Annotated in this window: 15 protein-coding genes and 1 pseudogene; 1 reads left to right on the top strand and 15 read right to left on the bottom strand. The window is 60.0% G+C overall.

Features of this window, described 5'->3' with window-relative positions; translation table 11 throughout:
• Positions 1-3: 3 nt before the first annotated feature.
• Entirely contained in the window at positions 4-432 is a 429-nt protein-coding gene (locus AC0V8S_RS37210) for a GDP-mannose 4,6-dehydratase (RefSeq protein ID WP_475439171.1), read from the top strand.
• Between the two features lie 143 nt (positions 433-575).
• Here the strand turns inward: AC0V8S_RS37210 and AC0V8S_RS37205 are convergent, their stop codons facing one another.
• The 15 genes and pseudogenes from AC0V8S_RS37205 to nifK all read right to left on the bottom strand — a co-directional run bounded on the left by AC0V8S_RS37205 (position 576) and on the right by nifK (position 14,149).
• Positions 576-1,181, bottom strand: coding sequence for a radical SAM protein (locus tag AC0V8S_RS37205; RefSeq protein ID WP_475439147.1), 606 nt, complete (start codon positions 1,179-1,181; stop codon positions 576-578).
• 146 nt (positions 1,182-1,327) lie between these two features.
• Positions 1,328-2,340, bottom strand: a pseudogene (locus tag AC0V8S_RS37200) (1-aminocyclopropane-1-carboxylate deaminase).
• Positions 2,341-2,656: 316 nt separating this feature from the next.
• On the bottom strand, positions 2,657-2,911 hold the full coding sequence (locus AC0V8S_RS37195; protein ID WP_475439170.1) for an exopolysaccharide production repressor protein: 255 nt from the start codon (positions 2,909-2,911) through the stop codon (positions 2,657-2,659).
• Positions 2,912-3,004: 93 nt separating this feature from the next.
• Positions 3,005-3,322: a ferredoxin III, nif-specific gene (gene fdxB / locus AC0V8S_RS37190; RefSeq protein WP_475439146.1), complete on the bottom strand. Its 318-nt coding sequence runs from the start codon at positions 3,320-3,322 to the stop codon at positions 3,005-3,007.
• Positions 3,319-3,522, bottom strand: coding sequence for a CCE_0567 family metalloprotein (locus AC0V8S_RS37185; RefSeq protein WP_183465900.1), 204 nt, complete (start codon positions 3,520-3,522; stop codon positions 3,319-3,321). The genes fdxB and AC0V8S_RS37185 overlap by 4 nt, the downstream gene beginning before the upstream one ends.
• A 26-nt stretch (positions 3,523-3,548) precedes the next feature.
• A complete protein-coding gene (locus AC0V8S_RS37180) occupies positions 3,549-4,016 on the bottom strand; it encodes a NifX-associated nitrogen fixation protein (protein WP_475439145.1) in 468 nt (155 codons plus the stop codon).
• A gap of 361 nt (positions 4,017-4,377) precedes the next feature.
• The gene (locus AC0V8S_RS37175) at positions 4,378-5,535 is read right to left on the bottom strand and encodes a TlpA disulfide reductase family protein (protein ID WP_475439144.1); all 1,158 of its coding nucleotides are present in this window, start codon (positions 5,533-5,535) and stop codon (positions 4,378-4,380) included.
• Between the two features lie 544 nt (positions 5,536-6,079).
• Positions 6,080-6,247 (bottom strand): FixH family protein, encoded by a 168-nt coding sequence (locus tag AC0V8S_RS37170; protein ID WP_475439169.1) that lies wholly within the window; start codon positions 6,245-6,247, stop codon positions 6,080-6,082.
• Positions 6,248-6,898: 651 nt separating this feature from the next.
• Entirely contained in the window at positions 6,899-7,786 is an 888-nt protein-coding gene (locus AC0V8S_RS37165; protein WP_183455198.1) for a universal stress protein, read from the bottom strand.
• A 105-nt stretch (positions 7,787-7,891) separates the two neighbouring features.
• Complete coding sequence (locus tag AC0V8S_RS37160) at positions 7,892-8,677, bottom strand: response regulator transcription factor (protein WP_183465628.1); 786 nt, start codon at positions 8,675-8,677, stop codon at positions 7,892-7,894.
• Between the two features lie 27 nt (positions 8,678-8,704).
• The gene (locus AC0V8S_RS37155) at positions 8,705-9,184 is read right to left on the bottom strand and encodes a NifX-associated nitrogen fixation protein (RefSeq protein ID WP_183455200.1); all 480 of its coding nucleotides are present in this window, start codon (positions 9,182-9,184) and stop codon (positions 8,705-8,707) included.
• A 17-nt stretch (positions 9,185-9,201) separates the two neighbouring features.
• Complete coding sequence (gene nifX / locus AC0V8S_RS37150) at positions 9,202-9,696, bottom strand: nitrogen fixation protein NifX (RefSeq protein WP_258598474.1); 495 nt, start codon at positions 9,694-9,696, stop codon at positions 9,202-9,204.
• Entirely contained in the window at positions 9,662-11,044 is a 1,383-nt protein-coding gene (gene nifN, locus AC0V8S_RS37145) for a nitrogenase iron-molybdenum cofactor biosynthesis protein NifN (RefSeq protein ID WP_475439143.1), read from the bottom strand. The genes nifX and nifN overlap by 35 nt, the downstream gene beginning before the upstream one ends.
• 9 nt (positions 11,045-11,053) lie before the next feature.
• On the bottom strand, positions 11,054-12,544 hold the full coding sequence (nifE, locus tag AC0V8S_RS37140; RefSeq protein WP_475439142.1) for a nitrogenase iron-molybdenum cofactor biosynthesis protein NifE: 1,491 nt from the start codon (positions 12,542-12,544) through the stop codon (positions 11,054-11,056).
• A gap of 63 nt (positions 12,545-12,607) precedes the next feature.
• Positions 12,608-14,149, bottom strand: a complete 1,542-nt coding sequence (gene nifK / locus AC0V8S_RS37135; RefSeq protein WP_475439141.1) for a nitrogenase molybdenum-iron protein subunit beta — start codon at positions 14,147-14,149, stop codon at positions 12,608-12,610.
• Between the last annotated feature and the right edge of the window lie 110 nt (positions 14,150-14,259).

Here is a 14,259-nt window from a genome sequence, read left to right as displayed (position 1 = left end):
ACCATAGACGCATCACAAGACGATATTGGGAGGTGCCTTGGCGCACCGCTTACCTATTTCCGCCCGACCGAGGTTGACCTGCTAATCGGCGATGCCTCGAAGGCGGCCACCAAGCTCGATTGGAAGCCGAAGACCACTTTCGATGAGCTCGTTTCGGAAATGGTCGAGGCGACTGCCGCGCGTACGGAATCACGGTCGCTTGACGAAAAGACAATGACTTCGCCGGAAGGCATTGGCGGTCCAAAGCAATTCGCCTCGCTGGGCCGGCCTTTCAGGCGGTCCGCCGGCATCCGGTCCTTTGGATCGGCATATTCGCACATCCTACAGAGCAGAAAGCCATCCGCTCCATTCATGCGATCGACGATTTCGCAAAAAACTGGGCTTTCAAAGAGATCGGCGTATTCGTCGCATAGAAGGTTGCCCAATACGTGACGCCGTTCAAATCCATGGAGCAGAGAGTGACGTCGCCGTTTGGTAGAAGAACATTCCGATACTGCCGTTCGTCCACGCATGCCAGCGCTCCGACCACTGGCTGCCGTGGTTCAATGATCTTGGGGTCGACGCTTCCACCCCTGCTACTCACTGGTCGTGAGCGAACTAGAGCTTCGGCAGGGATAATGTCGACGATATCGGGATGGGCCTCGCCCAAAACCACGAATCGAGGGGATCTTCGCGTCGACGAGTTGACGAACCAAATCGCGATACTGGTCTCCGACAAGACGGCTATTCATGTACGCTCCATCGTCGAAAACATGGACCACGAATACCCGCAAGCGCAGCGCTTGCAAGCGTTGTAGATCCCGCTCCTTCATTCCCACAAGCGTCGTGAAAATCCTGATGCCGTGGCCTCTGGCGGAAGCGTGCTCGACCATTTCGGTGCAGTCCGGATTGAGCCAAGGCTCGGAGTATCCGGCGAAACTAATGTCGACGGAAGTTGGTACGCGCGCCAGACACCGCTTGAAATCTTCAAGACTAAGTTGCTTCGAATGAGATACCTTTCTTTGCCGGTCCGCGAACTTGTCCTGCGTACAATATGAACATCCGACGATGCATCCTGTGGTCGTCGTTATCTCCAAACTCTGCCGGCTGGGATGGCAGAGCGCAGTTCCGGTAAAATCATCTGTTATGACTCCCACTTCTCTGGTCCTGTATAACGTCCAGAAGGTGTCGTTCGGCTTCATGACAGCGCCCGTTAAGACGTTCCGAATGAACTCGGCCCCATCTTCGCCTTGTCAGCAGTCAACGGCCGGCTCCTCAATTGCCGAGCGGACAAACGAACTGTGAGTGCGGGTCAGCGGCACGGCAGGGCGGCGCAATCTGTGGAGCGTCAGCCATTGCGAAAGGTGTATCCATAACCGTTGATCGCCGGCGCGCCGCCGAGATGCGCGTAGAGGATCCTCGATCCATCTGGAAAGAAGCCTTTCTGGATGAGGTCGATCATCCCTTGCATCGATTTGCCCTCATAAACGGGATCGGTAATCATACCCTCGAGCCGCGCACACATCCGGATGGCGTTCTTCGTTTCCTCGGACGGGATGCCATAACGCGGGTATGCGTAGTCCTCGAGCAACACCACGTCATCCTCGACGGGTTCCGTTCCGAGATCGACGAGCTCCGATGTATGTTGGGCAATCTTTAGCACTTGCGCCTTGGTTTTGGTGGGCGTGGCAGAGGCATCGATACCGATCACGTTGCGCTGTCGACCGTCCTTGGCAAATCCGACGAGCATGCCGGCATGCGTTGACCCGGTGACCGTGCAAACGACGATATAGTCGAAGGCAAACCCAAGCTGCTTTTCCTGGGCGCGCACTTCCTCCGCGAACCCCACATAACCGAGGCCGCCGTTCGGGTGAACAGACGCCCCGGCTGGTATCGCATAGGGTCTGCCGCCCCTTGCCTTGACCTCGTAGAGGGCCCTTTCCCAACTGCGGCGGATGCCGATGTCAAAGCCCTCGTCGACCAGGCGCACCTCTGCGCCCATTATGCGGCTCAAAAGAATGTTGCCGACCCGGTCGTAGACGACATCCTCATGTGGAACCCAGCTCTCCTGAACCAGGAGACATTTCATGCCGATCTTGGCGGCGACCGCGGCGACCATGCGGGTGTGGTTGGACTGCACGCCCCCGATGGTGACGAGCGTATCGGCATCTGACGCGATCGCGTCGGGAATGATGTATTCGAGCTTTCGGAGCTTGTTCCGCCAAACGCGAGACCGGAATTGCAGTCCTCGCGTTTGGCGTAGATTTCCACCTTTCCTCCTAGATGCTTGCCGAGGCGATCGAGCTTCTCGATGGGTGTGGGTCCAAAAGTGAGCGGATAGCGTTCGAATTTTTCTAGCATGTTCTCTCCAGCAACACGTGATTGAGCGGAACCACCTCCGCCCTCGCTCATGAGCTTTGATTTGGAGCCAGCTGCGTCGTCGGACGTTGCAAAAGGCTCCCTTTTTCTTTCCAGCGCCGCGTTCGTCATCGAGACAAAGCCACCCGCGTGCTGCGACGGCTATTATGTGCGAACCGAACCCAAACAGCTGGATTCACCCTAGACGGGCCAGTATGCGGTCACCTCTGCCCATTTCAAGCACACCTACGCTTGGACGGTGAGCTCGATGTCCCTGGTTGATCCAAAGTGGCGTAGATTTCCCATGGATCACGACGCCTCAGCAGGGAAATGCCGGGCCAGGCTGAGGCACATCTGAAGGTTCATTCCTCACCTCATCATGGTCTGCCGGCTGGGATCGAACTTCCTTGCAACTACTGAAAAGCTCAGTCCTTTGGCCAGCTCTGCTAGCGGAGCCAGACCGCCAGATCAGAAAGAGCACGCTTGCGAAATAGACCACCTGAAGCAGCAGCCAGCAGGCCAGCGTCGTGACGACTGCCAGACGGATCGAATGCGAAGCGAAGTAAACAGTCACAGCATTGCCGCACAGGACCAGCACAAACACGGCACAAAAGATTCTAAAGGGCAACGCCGTTCTCCTGGTTTTCGTCTCGTCAAATCATGCTGCTCATGCAGCGAGCTCGTTGGCCGCAACATGGGTTTGGCAGGTCTTCGGGCAGACGCGGCCGCAGGCTCCGCAGCCAATGCAGCGGCCGGCATTATCGACGAACATGATCATGCGGTTGAGCTCCCCGTCGAAATCGTCGTCCTCGCCGTCGCAGGCGCCGAGGATTTCACCCTCGTCATCGACGCCGTAAAGGTGCATGACCTCGCGCGAGCAGACCTTGAAACAGCGCCCGCAGCCGATACAGATCTTGCCATCTATGGCGGTCAGATATTCCGGCAGCCATATGGAGCCGTCGCGGGTGGTGAATGTGCTCCTCATCGTAGATTCTTCATTGCAGCAAGCTCTCTCTTGGCACCATCCAACTCGGCAAAAACGGCGTACGCTTTCTCGGCAACTTCCTCTATCTCAGTCCATTGGACCGGGAGATCCTCTGCAAGGTCGCGCAATTTCATCTTGGCAACTGCCGCCCGCAGCTGAAGCTTTCGGACTTTCTTCCCCATCTCATCCAGGTTTGACATGAATCCTTCCTCGAAAATCGGTTTCTTCACGCCCGCGCCACGTCGGGATAGGCAATAGCTGCAGTCGCATCGTCGACCAGTTTCGTACCGGCCTCCGCGAGTTTCCGGAACGTCTCGAAGCCGAACCGGTGGACGTCTTGACAGAAGGACCAACCGCCCGACCGTGAAAAGCTCGTGCCCGAAGCCCTCATGGGTTTCATCTCCGTCATCGGCGATGTCATCAGGCCGGAGCGCTCCTCGATCGCAAGCCCGACGGCGGTGTAAAACGTGTCGAGCCTCCACAGCACGTCCGGATCGGGATCGCCGATGATGGGGATCGCACGGCGCTGTTCCTTCGTGATGATGAAGTCGGCCAGCAGCTCGGCGTCCGCTCTGCCTTGCCATGAGCCGTCGAAGTCCTGAGCACGGATCAGCCGCAGGAGGCATTTGACGAACGGGCGGGCAAGGGCCGCCTCGTCCTCGGCGACAGCAGGGCTAGCCGCGGCATCAGACATTTCGCCTTCTCCTCAATTTCAGTCCTCGTCCTCGATGGACGATTTTTGTTTTCGGGCGCCTGCTTCGGGCACACTTGCGCAGCCGACGTCCGGCTCCAGGCGGCCGAGTCCACGCAAGTGATGTCCCTGTGGCCGACCTTGAAGACGTCCTCGACTGTGACGTCTTCCACCGCGGCCAAAATTCGCGTCGAACATCGCGTCTCCCGCGATGCGGCCGGAGGTCATTACAAGATTTGAACTCCAACCTGCGGCAAGCGATGCGCCCTGTGCTGCAATGGACATACTTACTGCGGGCTCGCCGCAGACAATGGGCGAATTGGCCAGGGTTCAATTCCAATTGTCATCCCTTTGCGATCTTTGCTCATGAGGCGACTGCGGTTTGATTCTCAGGAGCCTTGTTTTGCGGAACCACGCAAAGATCCGCGTAACAGGCGTGCTCACCCGTGTAGTTGGCCAGGGCTTGGAGCAATGGGGTAAGGTAGTGCTGTTTGATGTGGTCCGGCATTGGCTCCCGATCACCCAGCGATTTCAGTGCAACCTCGATCAACTCGATCGCACGATCCTTGTTGCCGCTCTCGTAATAATACTGAGCGAGCGGGACGTACCAAAGGAATTTAAGGGGGCCGTCGCCTTGTGGAGGATTCAGGGTCAGTATCTGTTCCGAGAGCTTGTCGCCCATCGCAAAGCGCTCAGCACGCGGGAGATGGGAGTTGTCCATCTCGGGATCGAAGAGTTGGTTCAGGGCCATGACCATCCAAGACACGGCCTCGAACTTTTTGTCGATCGCGTCCTCGACCAACTGGCGCATGAGTGGCAAGCCGGCCCGCATGTCGCGCAGCTCGTGAAGCAGTAGATTCGCATGAGTGCGCCGGAACTCGATATTGTCTGGCATCAAGGCGAGGCCTTCTTCGATGGCCGTGAGTGCCGCCGTCCAATCCTTGGCCTCCATCGCCGGCCGAAGTTTGGCGTATATCGGCTTGGTCAGCGATTGTTCGCGCGCTGTGCGTTGGTGACTGGCAATCCGCTCCTTATCAGCGGCTTTCGCTTCATCGCTGGTGCGCCAGCTGCCGTTAAGCACTTTCGGCAAAACCTCATAGAGTTGCATCGGATGACCGATAAAGGCGATGTGGCCGTCTCGGTCGACCACGAACGAGGCCGGAATCCCGACAGACAAGCTGGGTTCCATCCAAAGCTTGTTCATTTCGCCTGTGTAGTCGAACGCGATCCGATAGTTCAGATTTGAGCACTTTTCGGTCAACCACGCGTCCAACTTGGTTCGGGCCTCAACGGCCGTTGGAGCGTCTTCATCCGCCGCGACCCCGACGACCTCAAGTCCGCTGTCCTTGTATTTCTCCTGCAGCTGCGCCAGATGGGGCATCGCCGCCACGCATGGTCCGCACCAGGTCGCCCAAAATTCGACGATGTACACTTTGCCGGGCTGGAAGTTCGTGAGGGGCTCGCCACGCAGCCAGTCCTCCACTTTGATCGAAGGAGCCGGGGACTCCATCTGCAATATCATGTTGCTCTCCAAAGCTATTGCCAAAGGTCGCGCGACTTTATGCGCGAGCTTGTTCCCCCCTTAGAGACGGGGCAGAAGGTTCAAGGAAAGGAGAGCATCGCTCGTCTTGTTCGTCTGCATGCAGTCAGCCTTCACTCAGTGTTGCCGCATCTCAATTTGCAAAGGCCGTGCCAGCGCGCTCAGCGCGCAATAAGCCCATGATTGCGCTTTGAAAAACCTCCAAGTGGCCAAGATGGCCGGTTGTATTGAACCCGACATGTTTTCTGCCGCTGTCAGGTTTTGGACACGCATCACGCGCTTCGCGCCGACAGAAAAAGCGTGGCTGCGGACGACGCAACATATATTCGGATTGAGGGACGGTAGATGGACATCATGACTGCGTTGGCTGGCGCCATGCTCGTATCATCGTCCGCTTCACGCCACCTGGCTTGACCTTCTTGCCGTTCCGGTCCCTGAGGCGGTAGCGCATCCCGCCATTGCGATTGCAAGGTGGCTACTCGATCCGAGCCTGTGCCCTGCCCTCTTCCGCCCTGCGATTGAATTCCTAGCTGGCGGCATTGGAGTTCTTCACGACGAAGCCGGTCCAGCTGCGGCTCGCGAATACCGCCATCGTCAGATTGACGATAATGATCCTGGCGAAAAAGGCCAGGATGAGTGCCGGCATGTGCCGGCCGGCGAACTCTCCGGGATTTTGCTGCTCTCGTGTCGTTATCTTCGATGGTGCCTATGCACAGGCGCCACAGGGACCGACTGGTGCGAATATGAGCGTTGTCGGAATTGACCAGCCCAAAGACCGCTCAGTCGCCACGCGGTCGGGCCGGACCGGCTGAAAACGCTGAAGATGCGGCCGTCCTCGCCGCTAGTGGCGACCCTCCCAGGCGATGACAACGTGATTGATGCCATCGATTCACGCCGACTACGGCCAAGAGCACAACCGTCTCGACTTGAAGTTGAGAGCCTCGGCCACGGCACGGTCTTTGCGTCGTTCAGCTCCCAGCCAATAGTGAAGGAGATCGCGATAGCGCGCATGCGATGCCGTTACGGCTCCGAACTCGGCCTGCCGCGCTGAAACGGCTCTCCTTCTCTCCTGACGCCGACCTGCGAAGCCGCGGTTTGGCTCTATTGAGGAGCGCCTCTACCTCTGCGCGGCGGGTGGTCTCCGCGTACGGATCACCTCGGGCGAGCAGAACCCCGAGCGCGCGCTAGACACGTCCGGGATGTTCTCGGCGACGGCGCGTGCACATTGGCTCCGAGGAGCTTCGCGAAATTTCCCGCGTTTGCCGCGACCTTTCTTCGAATTGGCATCAGGATAGGTGACCCAAGGGAGTAGAGCTTCGAACAACTCGGTGCTCCCTGGAACCAGTCAGCGAGCCAAAAACAGCGGCAATGGCAGCTTCCCAACTATCCATCTCGTGACACCGCCGAAGAGCCGCTCACGCAGCCGGCGGCTGCCATATGCGCCCATGACGATCATGTCTGCGGACGTGTCGATTGCGTGCTGCGCGAGGACCGTTGCCACCGGTTTGCCGGCACTCGGCAGCCGGTCAACTGACACTCGAGCACCGTGCCGAGTAAGATAGGCAGCGATGTCGGCTCCCGGCTCAGCGCCGTTTCCGTTGAAAGTAGCCTTCGGATCGACCAGTGTGACACGAACTTCCTCAGCTCGGGATAGCAGATCCAGCGCTTCCCGAACCGCGCGGGACGCCTCGACTCGCGAATCCCAGCCAACCAACACGCGCCGCGGCGACAGCGTCGCCTCAGCGCCCTTGGGCACAACAAGTACCGGCTTTCCCGTATCGAACAAGCTGCCGTTGATAACAAGGGGTCCGAGATTATTGTCGTTGAGAAGTGCGGGGCCGACAATTGTCAGGTCGGTGCAGTGCGCCCGCTGTCGCACGGCGTCGCCGACGTCGGCCTCATCGCAGTAGTCTGTATCGACGTCAGAGCAAAGCGACATGGCTTTCAGCAGTTTCTGAATTTCCTTGGATGTTTTTTCCAGATGGGCCATGTCCTGCGAAAATGTCTCGATCTGCCTAAACCGTTTGTCCAACATGGCAATGGCCTGGGCGCGTTGTACCGGCCACTCGAGGATGCCATCGCCGAGCGGCGGAGGCGACATAACGAGCGGTGGAGGCGACATAATCAATACGGAAAGATACGCGCCGACCTCGGCACACAAGCCGGCAGCTGTTCTGACGTCCTGATCGGAATGGTCAGAACCCGTCACACAGAGTACGCTTTTAAAACCCATTTGCCTGCTTCTTTCTAAGTATGTCGTACCTGTAGGCACGTTTCGAAGCCGCAAGAGTTGTGCCACTCCTCATCTCCGTCGTGCTCAGGGCCACCGGTTCGCTATTTAGCCGTCCGGCCTCTCGAGCGAGTAGCCGGCCGACCTGGTGGTACGGATGACGGTGGAGGGCGAGGCCGCCTTCAGCGCCTTTCTGAGCCGGCTCATATGCACATCGACGGTGCGCACACCGACGTGGATGTTGGCCGGCCAGGCCGCGCCGATCAGCTCGTCCCGAGTGAAGACCTTGCCGGGAGTCTCAAGCAAAAGCCGCAGCAGGTTGAACTCGATCGGCCCGAGATGGATCTCGTGGCCATTGCCACGAACCCGGTGGGCATCGAGCCTCATTTCAAGGTCGCCACAGGAGAGCCAGCCGCCGTTTTCAACCCCGTTTGCACCCCGCTTCGTAAGCGCCAGCCTCGCCCGTAGACAATCAAGCAGCTTGGCCGGGGCGATCGGCCGCACAAAGCTCTCGTCAATGCCTGCCTTCAGGAGATCGAGGTGCTGGTTCTCGGCGCCGGGCGCGATCAGGGCAATAATGGGCAGCGCGCCGGTCCGGGGCTCCCGCTTGAGCCGGGCGCAGATTGCGGACCCGGTTATGCTCCCTGGCCCGCAGTCCAGCACCACGGCCTGGAATTCCCGTTCGTCGGCCATTGCAAGTGCTTCCTTCGCGCCGCCTGCCGGCTCACTGGTGAAGCCGTCGACCTCCAATATGTGGCTCAGGAACAGATAGAACTCGGCATCTTGCGAACAGATCAGGACGAGTGGCTTCATCAGCGCTACCCCAGGAACCAAATCGGTCTCGACCGCGTCGGTTGAGTGGGCTGGCCATCGGAGCTGCTCAAGACCTGACATGACCCCCCTGTCCGAAACTCGGTTCCATCACGCCCGTGCCACGTCGGGATAGGCTTCAATAGCTGCGATGCCATCGCCGACCAGTTTCGTGCCGGCCGCCGCGAGCTTCCCGAACGTCTCAAAGCCGAACCGGTGGACGTCGCGCAGGGTCTTCGACAGGACGACCAGCCGTCCGGCCGCGAAGAGCACGCGCCCAAAGCCCTCATGGCTCATCTCCATCATCGGCGATGCCATCAGGCCGCAGCGCTCCTCGATCGCAAGCCCGACGGCGGCGTAGAACTTGTCGAGCCTCCACAGCACGTCCGGATCGGGATCGCCGATGATCGGGATCGCACGGCGCTGTTCCTTGGTGATGATGAAGTCGCCCAGCAACTCGGCATCCGGTTTGCCTTCCCATGACCCGTAGGAATCCTGAGCACGGATCAGCCGCACGAGGCATTTGACGAACGGGGTGGCAAGGGCCGCCTCGTCCTCGGCGACAGCAGTGCTAGCCGCGGCATCAGACATTTCGCCTTCTCCTCATTTCAGTCGTCCTCGAAGGATGGCTTCTTCTCGGTGACGCCTGCCTCCGCCAGCACCTTGCGCAGCCAAGGGGGAGGACACGTCCTGAGCATCATCTGCGTGCGCAACAGCACCTCCTGGATGCTTTGGGGCTGCGGCACCTTGATCGGATGGATTTTTGCCGAAACAACCTTGGCTGCCGAAGGTCCGCCGATCGCCAGACAAAACAGCAGATGACAGCCCTTCAGCGCCTCCACCTTCGGCGTGATGCGGTCATCGCCCTCGCTCCGATGCTCGCCGCTTTCGTCGGAAACGTCGTCGAAGGCCACGGCTTCCACGAGCTTCCACTCCTCGCGCGTCACGTCGTAGACAGCAAAGCGTTTGGCCGACCCGAAATGGGCATTGAGGTCCTTCATGTCTTGCGTGGCGATCGCCACGCGCAATGCGCCTGTTCGTCGTGTAGGCATCACAGCGTGAACCTCGTCAGTGACGAGTGAGAGGCGACGGACGGGGCCCATCTGGCGTTTCTCGCTTGCGGAGGGGATCAAGTTCTTCAGGTGTCGGCGCCTTCCAGTAAGCCTGGAAAATGTTGGCAACTTCGAAGACCAGGTCGCGGGTGCCCTGATAGAGGATTGTGAGCTTGTGCTGGCTGCCGAGCCGGTCGAAGACGGGAAAGCCGACGCGCATGAGCGGAATGCCAAGGCGCTGCGCGGCCTGGCGTCCATGGGAATGGGTGACGAGGAGATCAGCGCCGGCGGCAAGAGCTTCCAAATCGCCGAGATCGCCGATTTGAACCGACTGCGCTGGTACTTTTTCCAGAATTTTCGACATATCGGTCGTGGCGACGGCCGCCGCGATTTCGGAGCCCATGCCGACGAAGAACGTCGCGAGTTGATAGAGTTGGTCTGGTTCAGCAGCGATCGCAATTTTCTTGCCTCCGAAATGGAAATGTCCGTCGAGTAACGCATCCTGCAATTGGCCCCGGCGACGGCGCACCCCGGCCGGCACCGAGGCGCCCGAAATCGCGGACAGCAGCGAGACGAACCGATCGGCGCCCTTCAATCCGGTCAGCGACTGGAACAGCACGTAAGGCACGCCGGTCAACTTCTGCAGCACCTGCGCCGGGCGGCGCATATGCTCGCCGATGGCGATGCAGTGCTCGGCCGTGCCAAGCTCGCGGATATCCTCGACGCTGGTGCCGCCATAGGTGGTTGTGACCCAGCGGTCGGGCACGGTGCCGTCGAGCGAGCCTGAAACGTCCGGCAAAATCACCGGCTTCAGCCCAAAGCTTTCAACCATCTCACGCAAATGCTCGATGTCAGCCACAGTGAGGTTCCAGCCCGGCAGGATCGCGATCTTCTTTGACTGCCGCGCCTGTTCGCCGGGCCGTGTGATGCCTTCGATCATCGCGGTGACAGCCTTGGCCCAGCCCTCTTCGATCGCGCCGTCGAAATCCGGCGTGTTGGCCAGCACGATCTCCGTACCCGCGATTTCTTCCGCGTGCTTCAGTCTGATGTCGGCGATGTCTCTTGCGGAATCTTCGCCCCGCGTTTCCACCAGCGCCGTCGTGCAGACCCCGATCAGCTTTGGCTTTGTGCGGACCTTGAGGTTGAGGATCGCCTCTTCCAGATTGTCCGCCCCGCCGAGGATTGTCGTCACTTCGTCCATCGCGGTGGTCTGCAGGGGGATCGCTTCCTTGAAATGCCGCACGAAGAGCACGAGCGCGAAGCTGGTGCAGCCCTGGCTGCCGTGGAACAGTGGCATCGCACCCTCGACCCCAAGAAAGGCCAAGGCCGCACCCAGCGGCTGTGACGATTTCAGCGGATTGACCGATGCCGATTTGGTCTGGGAAAGGATGCGGGCCATCGGCTTTCCTCAACGCTCGCCGCAGTCGTCGGCCGTCGTGCCGGCGACTTCCTGGACAGCGTGCAACGTCGCGGCCTCGCTCCTCGTGCCCGGCAGTTCGTCCTCCACCGCAGGCTGGCAATCCCACGGTGCCGGCTCGCGCACCTGGGACCAGATCGGGTTATGAATGGCGAGGTCGATCTGGCGTACGAGTTCCACCATGCCGTCATAGCCCGCATAAGGGTGCTGGCGCTCCTGGTTGATATCGAGCCAGGGTGTCTTGGCCTTGAGCGCGATGAATTGCGTGCGCCCGCCCGACAGCATGATATCGGCCTTGTGTTCTGAGAGCATGGCGTAAAGCTCGCTCGCTGCCATCTGCTCGAACATGTGGTTGTCGTCCTTCAGGATCTGCTTGATGCGCTCCTTGTCTTCGACCGTGGATTTCTTGACCGAGGTGCCGACGATCTCCATGCCGATCTCCATCAGCGCGTGGACGATCGACCAGGACTTCACGCCGCCTGTATTGAGCAGCACGCGCTTGCCTTGAAGCCGCCGCCGGTAGGCCTCGAGCTTCCTCCACGCAATCGCCTCTTCCACTGTGATCAGCGTCCGTGTGCGGTTGAGGATCTCGCGATCGGCACCCTTCCTCACGAGCAGCTCAGCAATGTTGCGAAGTGCTTCCGAGGTGTCGGTAATGCCGTAGAAGGAGCCTTCGAAAAACGGGATGTCCCAGCGCTCCTCCATCTTGCGGGCAAGATTGATGAGTGCCGTCGAGCACACGATCATAGCCGCCCGGGCGCGGTGCGCGGAAGCAACGTCAAGGTAGCGCGCGTCGCCCGGAATGCAGGCGCGCACCCGGATGCCCAGTCGATCAAGCAGCGGCTTCACCAGCCAGAATTCGCCGGAGAGGTTGAATTCGCCAAGGATGTTGATGTCGTACGGCCCGGCGTCGTCGGGTTCTACCGTGCCGATGACGTGATCGAGCAACGCCTCGGCGGCGAGCTTGTTGCCGAGGTTCTTGGAGCCGGCCAAGCCCGGGGCATTGACCGGCACCACCGGCAACCCGAATTTTTCCCGCGCACGCTTGCACACGGCCTCGATGTCGTCGCCGATCAACGCCGTCACGCAGGTCGAATAGACGAAGATCGCTGACGGCGCATAGGCTTCCCTAATCTCGCGGATCGCCTTGAAAAGCTTGCGCTCGCCCTGCCCCATCACCACGTCGAGTTCGGTCAGATCGGTTGTGAAGCTTGTGCGCCAAAGCGTTGGCCCTGACGAAGCCGCGCCGCGGTTGTCCCAGGAATTGCCCTCGCAGGCGAGCGGCGCATGGACCAGGTGCGCGACGTCGGTGATCGGCTGCAGCACGATCTTGGCGCCGTCAAAGGCGCAGCCGCCGGCTGCCGCCCCGGGGGTCAGCGGCTTCGAGCAGCCCTCTTTGCGCGCCTTGGCATCCTTGCCGCGGTTTTTATCGCAGGCGGGCTCGTTGAAGACATCCTGGATTTTGGCGCTGAGCGAGGACATTGCGTCGGTCTCCAAAAGTGCATTGGAAGGCGGCCAGCCTCGGCGAAAGGCCGGCCGCCGCTGCTAGCGGGTGAGGTCATAAGAATAGTCCGTCACACCCGTCTCGCTGGTCTCGCGATCGAGCTTGTCGAAGATCTTGTCGAGGATCGTCGTCAGGACGCGTAACCCGCCCTGGTAGCCCATGAGCGCAAAGCGATGGTGATGGTGCCGGTCGAAGATCGGGAACATCAGCCGGATCAGCGGCGTGCCGGTGTCGCGCTCCAGATACTTGCCATAGGAATTGCCGATCAGCAGGTCCACCGGCTCGGTGAAGAGCAGCGAGCGCATCGCCCACAGGTCCTTGCCCGGCCAGACCTGGGCATCCTTGCCGAAGGGCGAGGATGCAAGCAGTTCCTTCATCTCGGCTGCCCATGCCGAGCTGCCGTTGGTGGCGAGGCAATGGGTCGGCTCGCCGCCGGTCTCCATGACGAAGCGGGCCATGGCGTAGACGAAGTCCGGATCGCCGTAGATCGCATATTTCTTGCCGTGCAACCAGGACTGGCTGTCCGCCATGGCGTCAACCAGTCGGCCGCGCTCAAGGCGGATTGTCTCGGGGATATCCTTGCCGGAAATCGCCGAGACCTTCATCAGGAATTCGTCCGTCGCCTGGACGCCGAGCGGGTAATGGAACGAGGCCGTCGCCTGCCCGACTTCCCGGCAGTAGTCCAGCGTTTTTCGGGTGTTGTAATACTGTAGCGAGAGTGTCGCCTCGGCGTTGAGTGCCTCCTTCACGTCTTCGATCTTCGTACCGCCGTCATACATGCGATATTCACCGTCCGACGGCGTGTCGAACTGGTCGGAGGCGTCCTGGATGAAGGTGTAGGACACGCTCATCAGGTCGAGCAGGCGCTTGAGTTCCCGGTTGTTGCCGACGCAGAAGCCGTCGAAACCGGGAATGATGTTGATGGTTCCCCCGGCTTCCGTGCGCTCCTGGCCTTTCCAGAAGTGCTCCAAAATGCCCTTGACCATTACGTCATAGCCATCGACATGGCTGCCGACGAAAGCAGGCGTGTGGGCGAAGGGCACGTCGAAGTCGCGCGGGACCGAGTTTTCGTCCTTGGCGTTCTCGATGAAGCTGTGCAGGTCGTCACCAATGACCTCCGCCATGCAAGTCGTCGAGACGGCGATCATCTTCGGATCGTAGAGCTGGTAGGTGTTGGCGAGCCCGTCGACCATGTTCTTCAGGCCGCCGAATACGGCCGCATCCTCCGTCATCGAGGAGGAAACCGCCGAAGCAGGCTCCTTGAAATGGCGCGACAGGTGTGAGCGGTAATAGGCCACGCAACCCTGGCTGCCGTGGACGAAGGACATGGTTCGTTCGAAGCCGGCGGCCGCGAACACCGCGCCGAGCGGCTGGCAGGCCTTGGCGGGGTTCACCACAAGCGCTTCGCGGGCGAGGTTCTTTTCGCGGTATTCCCACGTCTTGGTGAATTCGCGTTGATCGGTAACGATCTGATCCGGGTGCGGACATTCGAAATTCAGCTTCTTCTCGGCGAGCATCTGCCTGTATTCCGGCTCGCGGAACAGGGGAGCGTGGTCGAGAATTTTTTCAGCCGACTGTGCCATTGGTGATTACCTCTTTTTCATCTGGCTCGCCCCATAAGGCAGCTCAGGGACGTCGAGACGTTTCAGGTGTCCCGCGGGCCACGGGGCCGCGGGCGTTCTTCGTCTCATTG

Source organism: Mesorhizobium oxytropidicola, from assembly GCF_056174625.1.
This window is presented reverse-complemented; position numbering and strand designations above follow the sequence as displayed.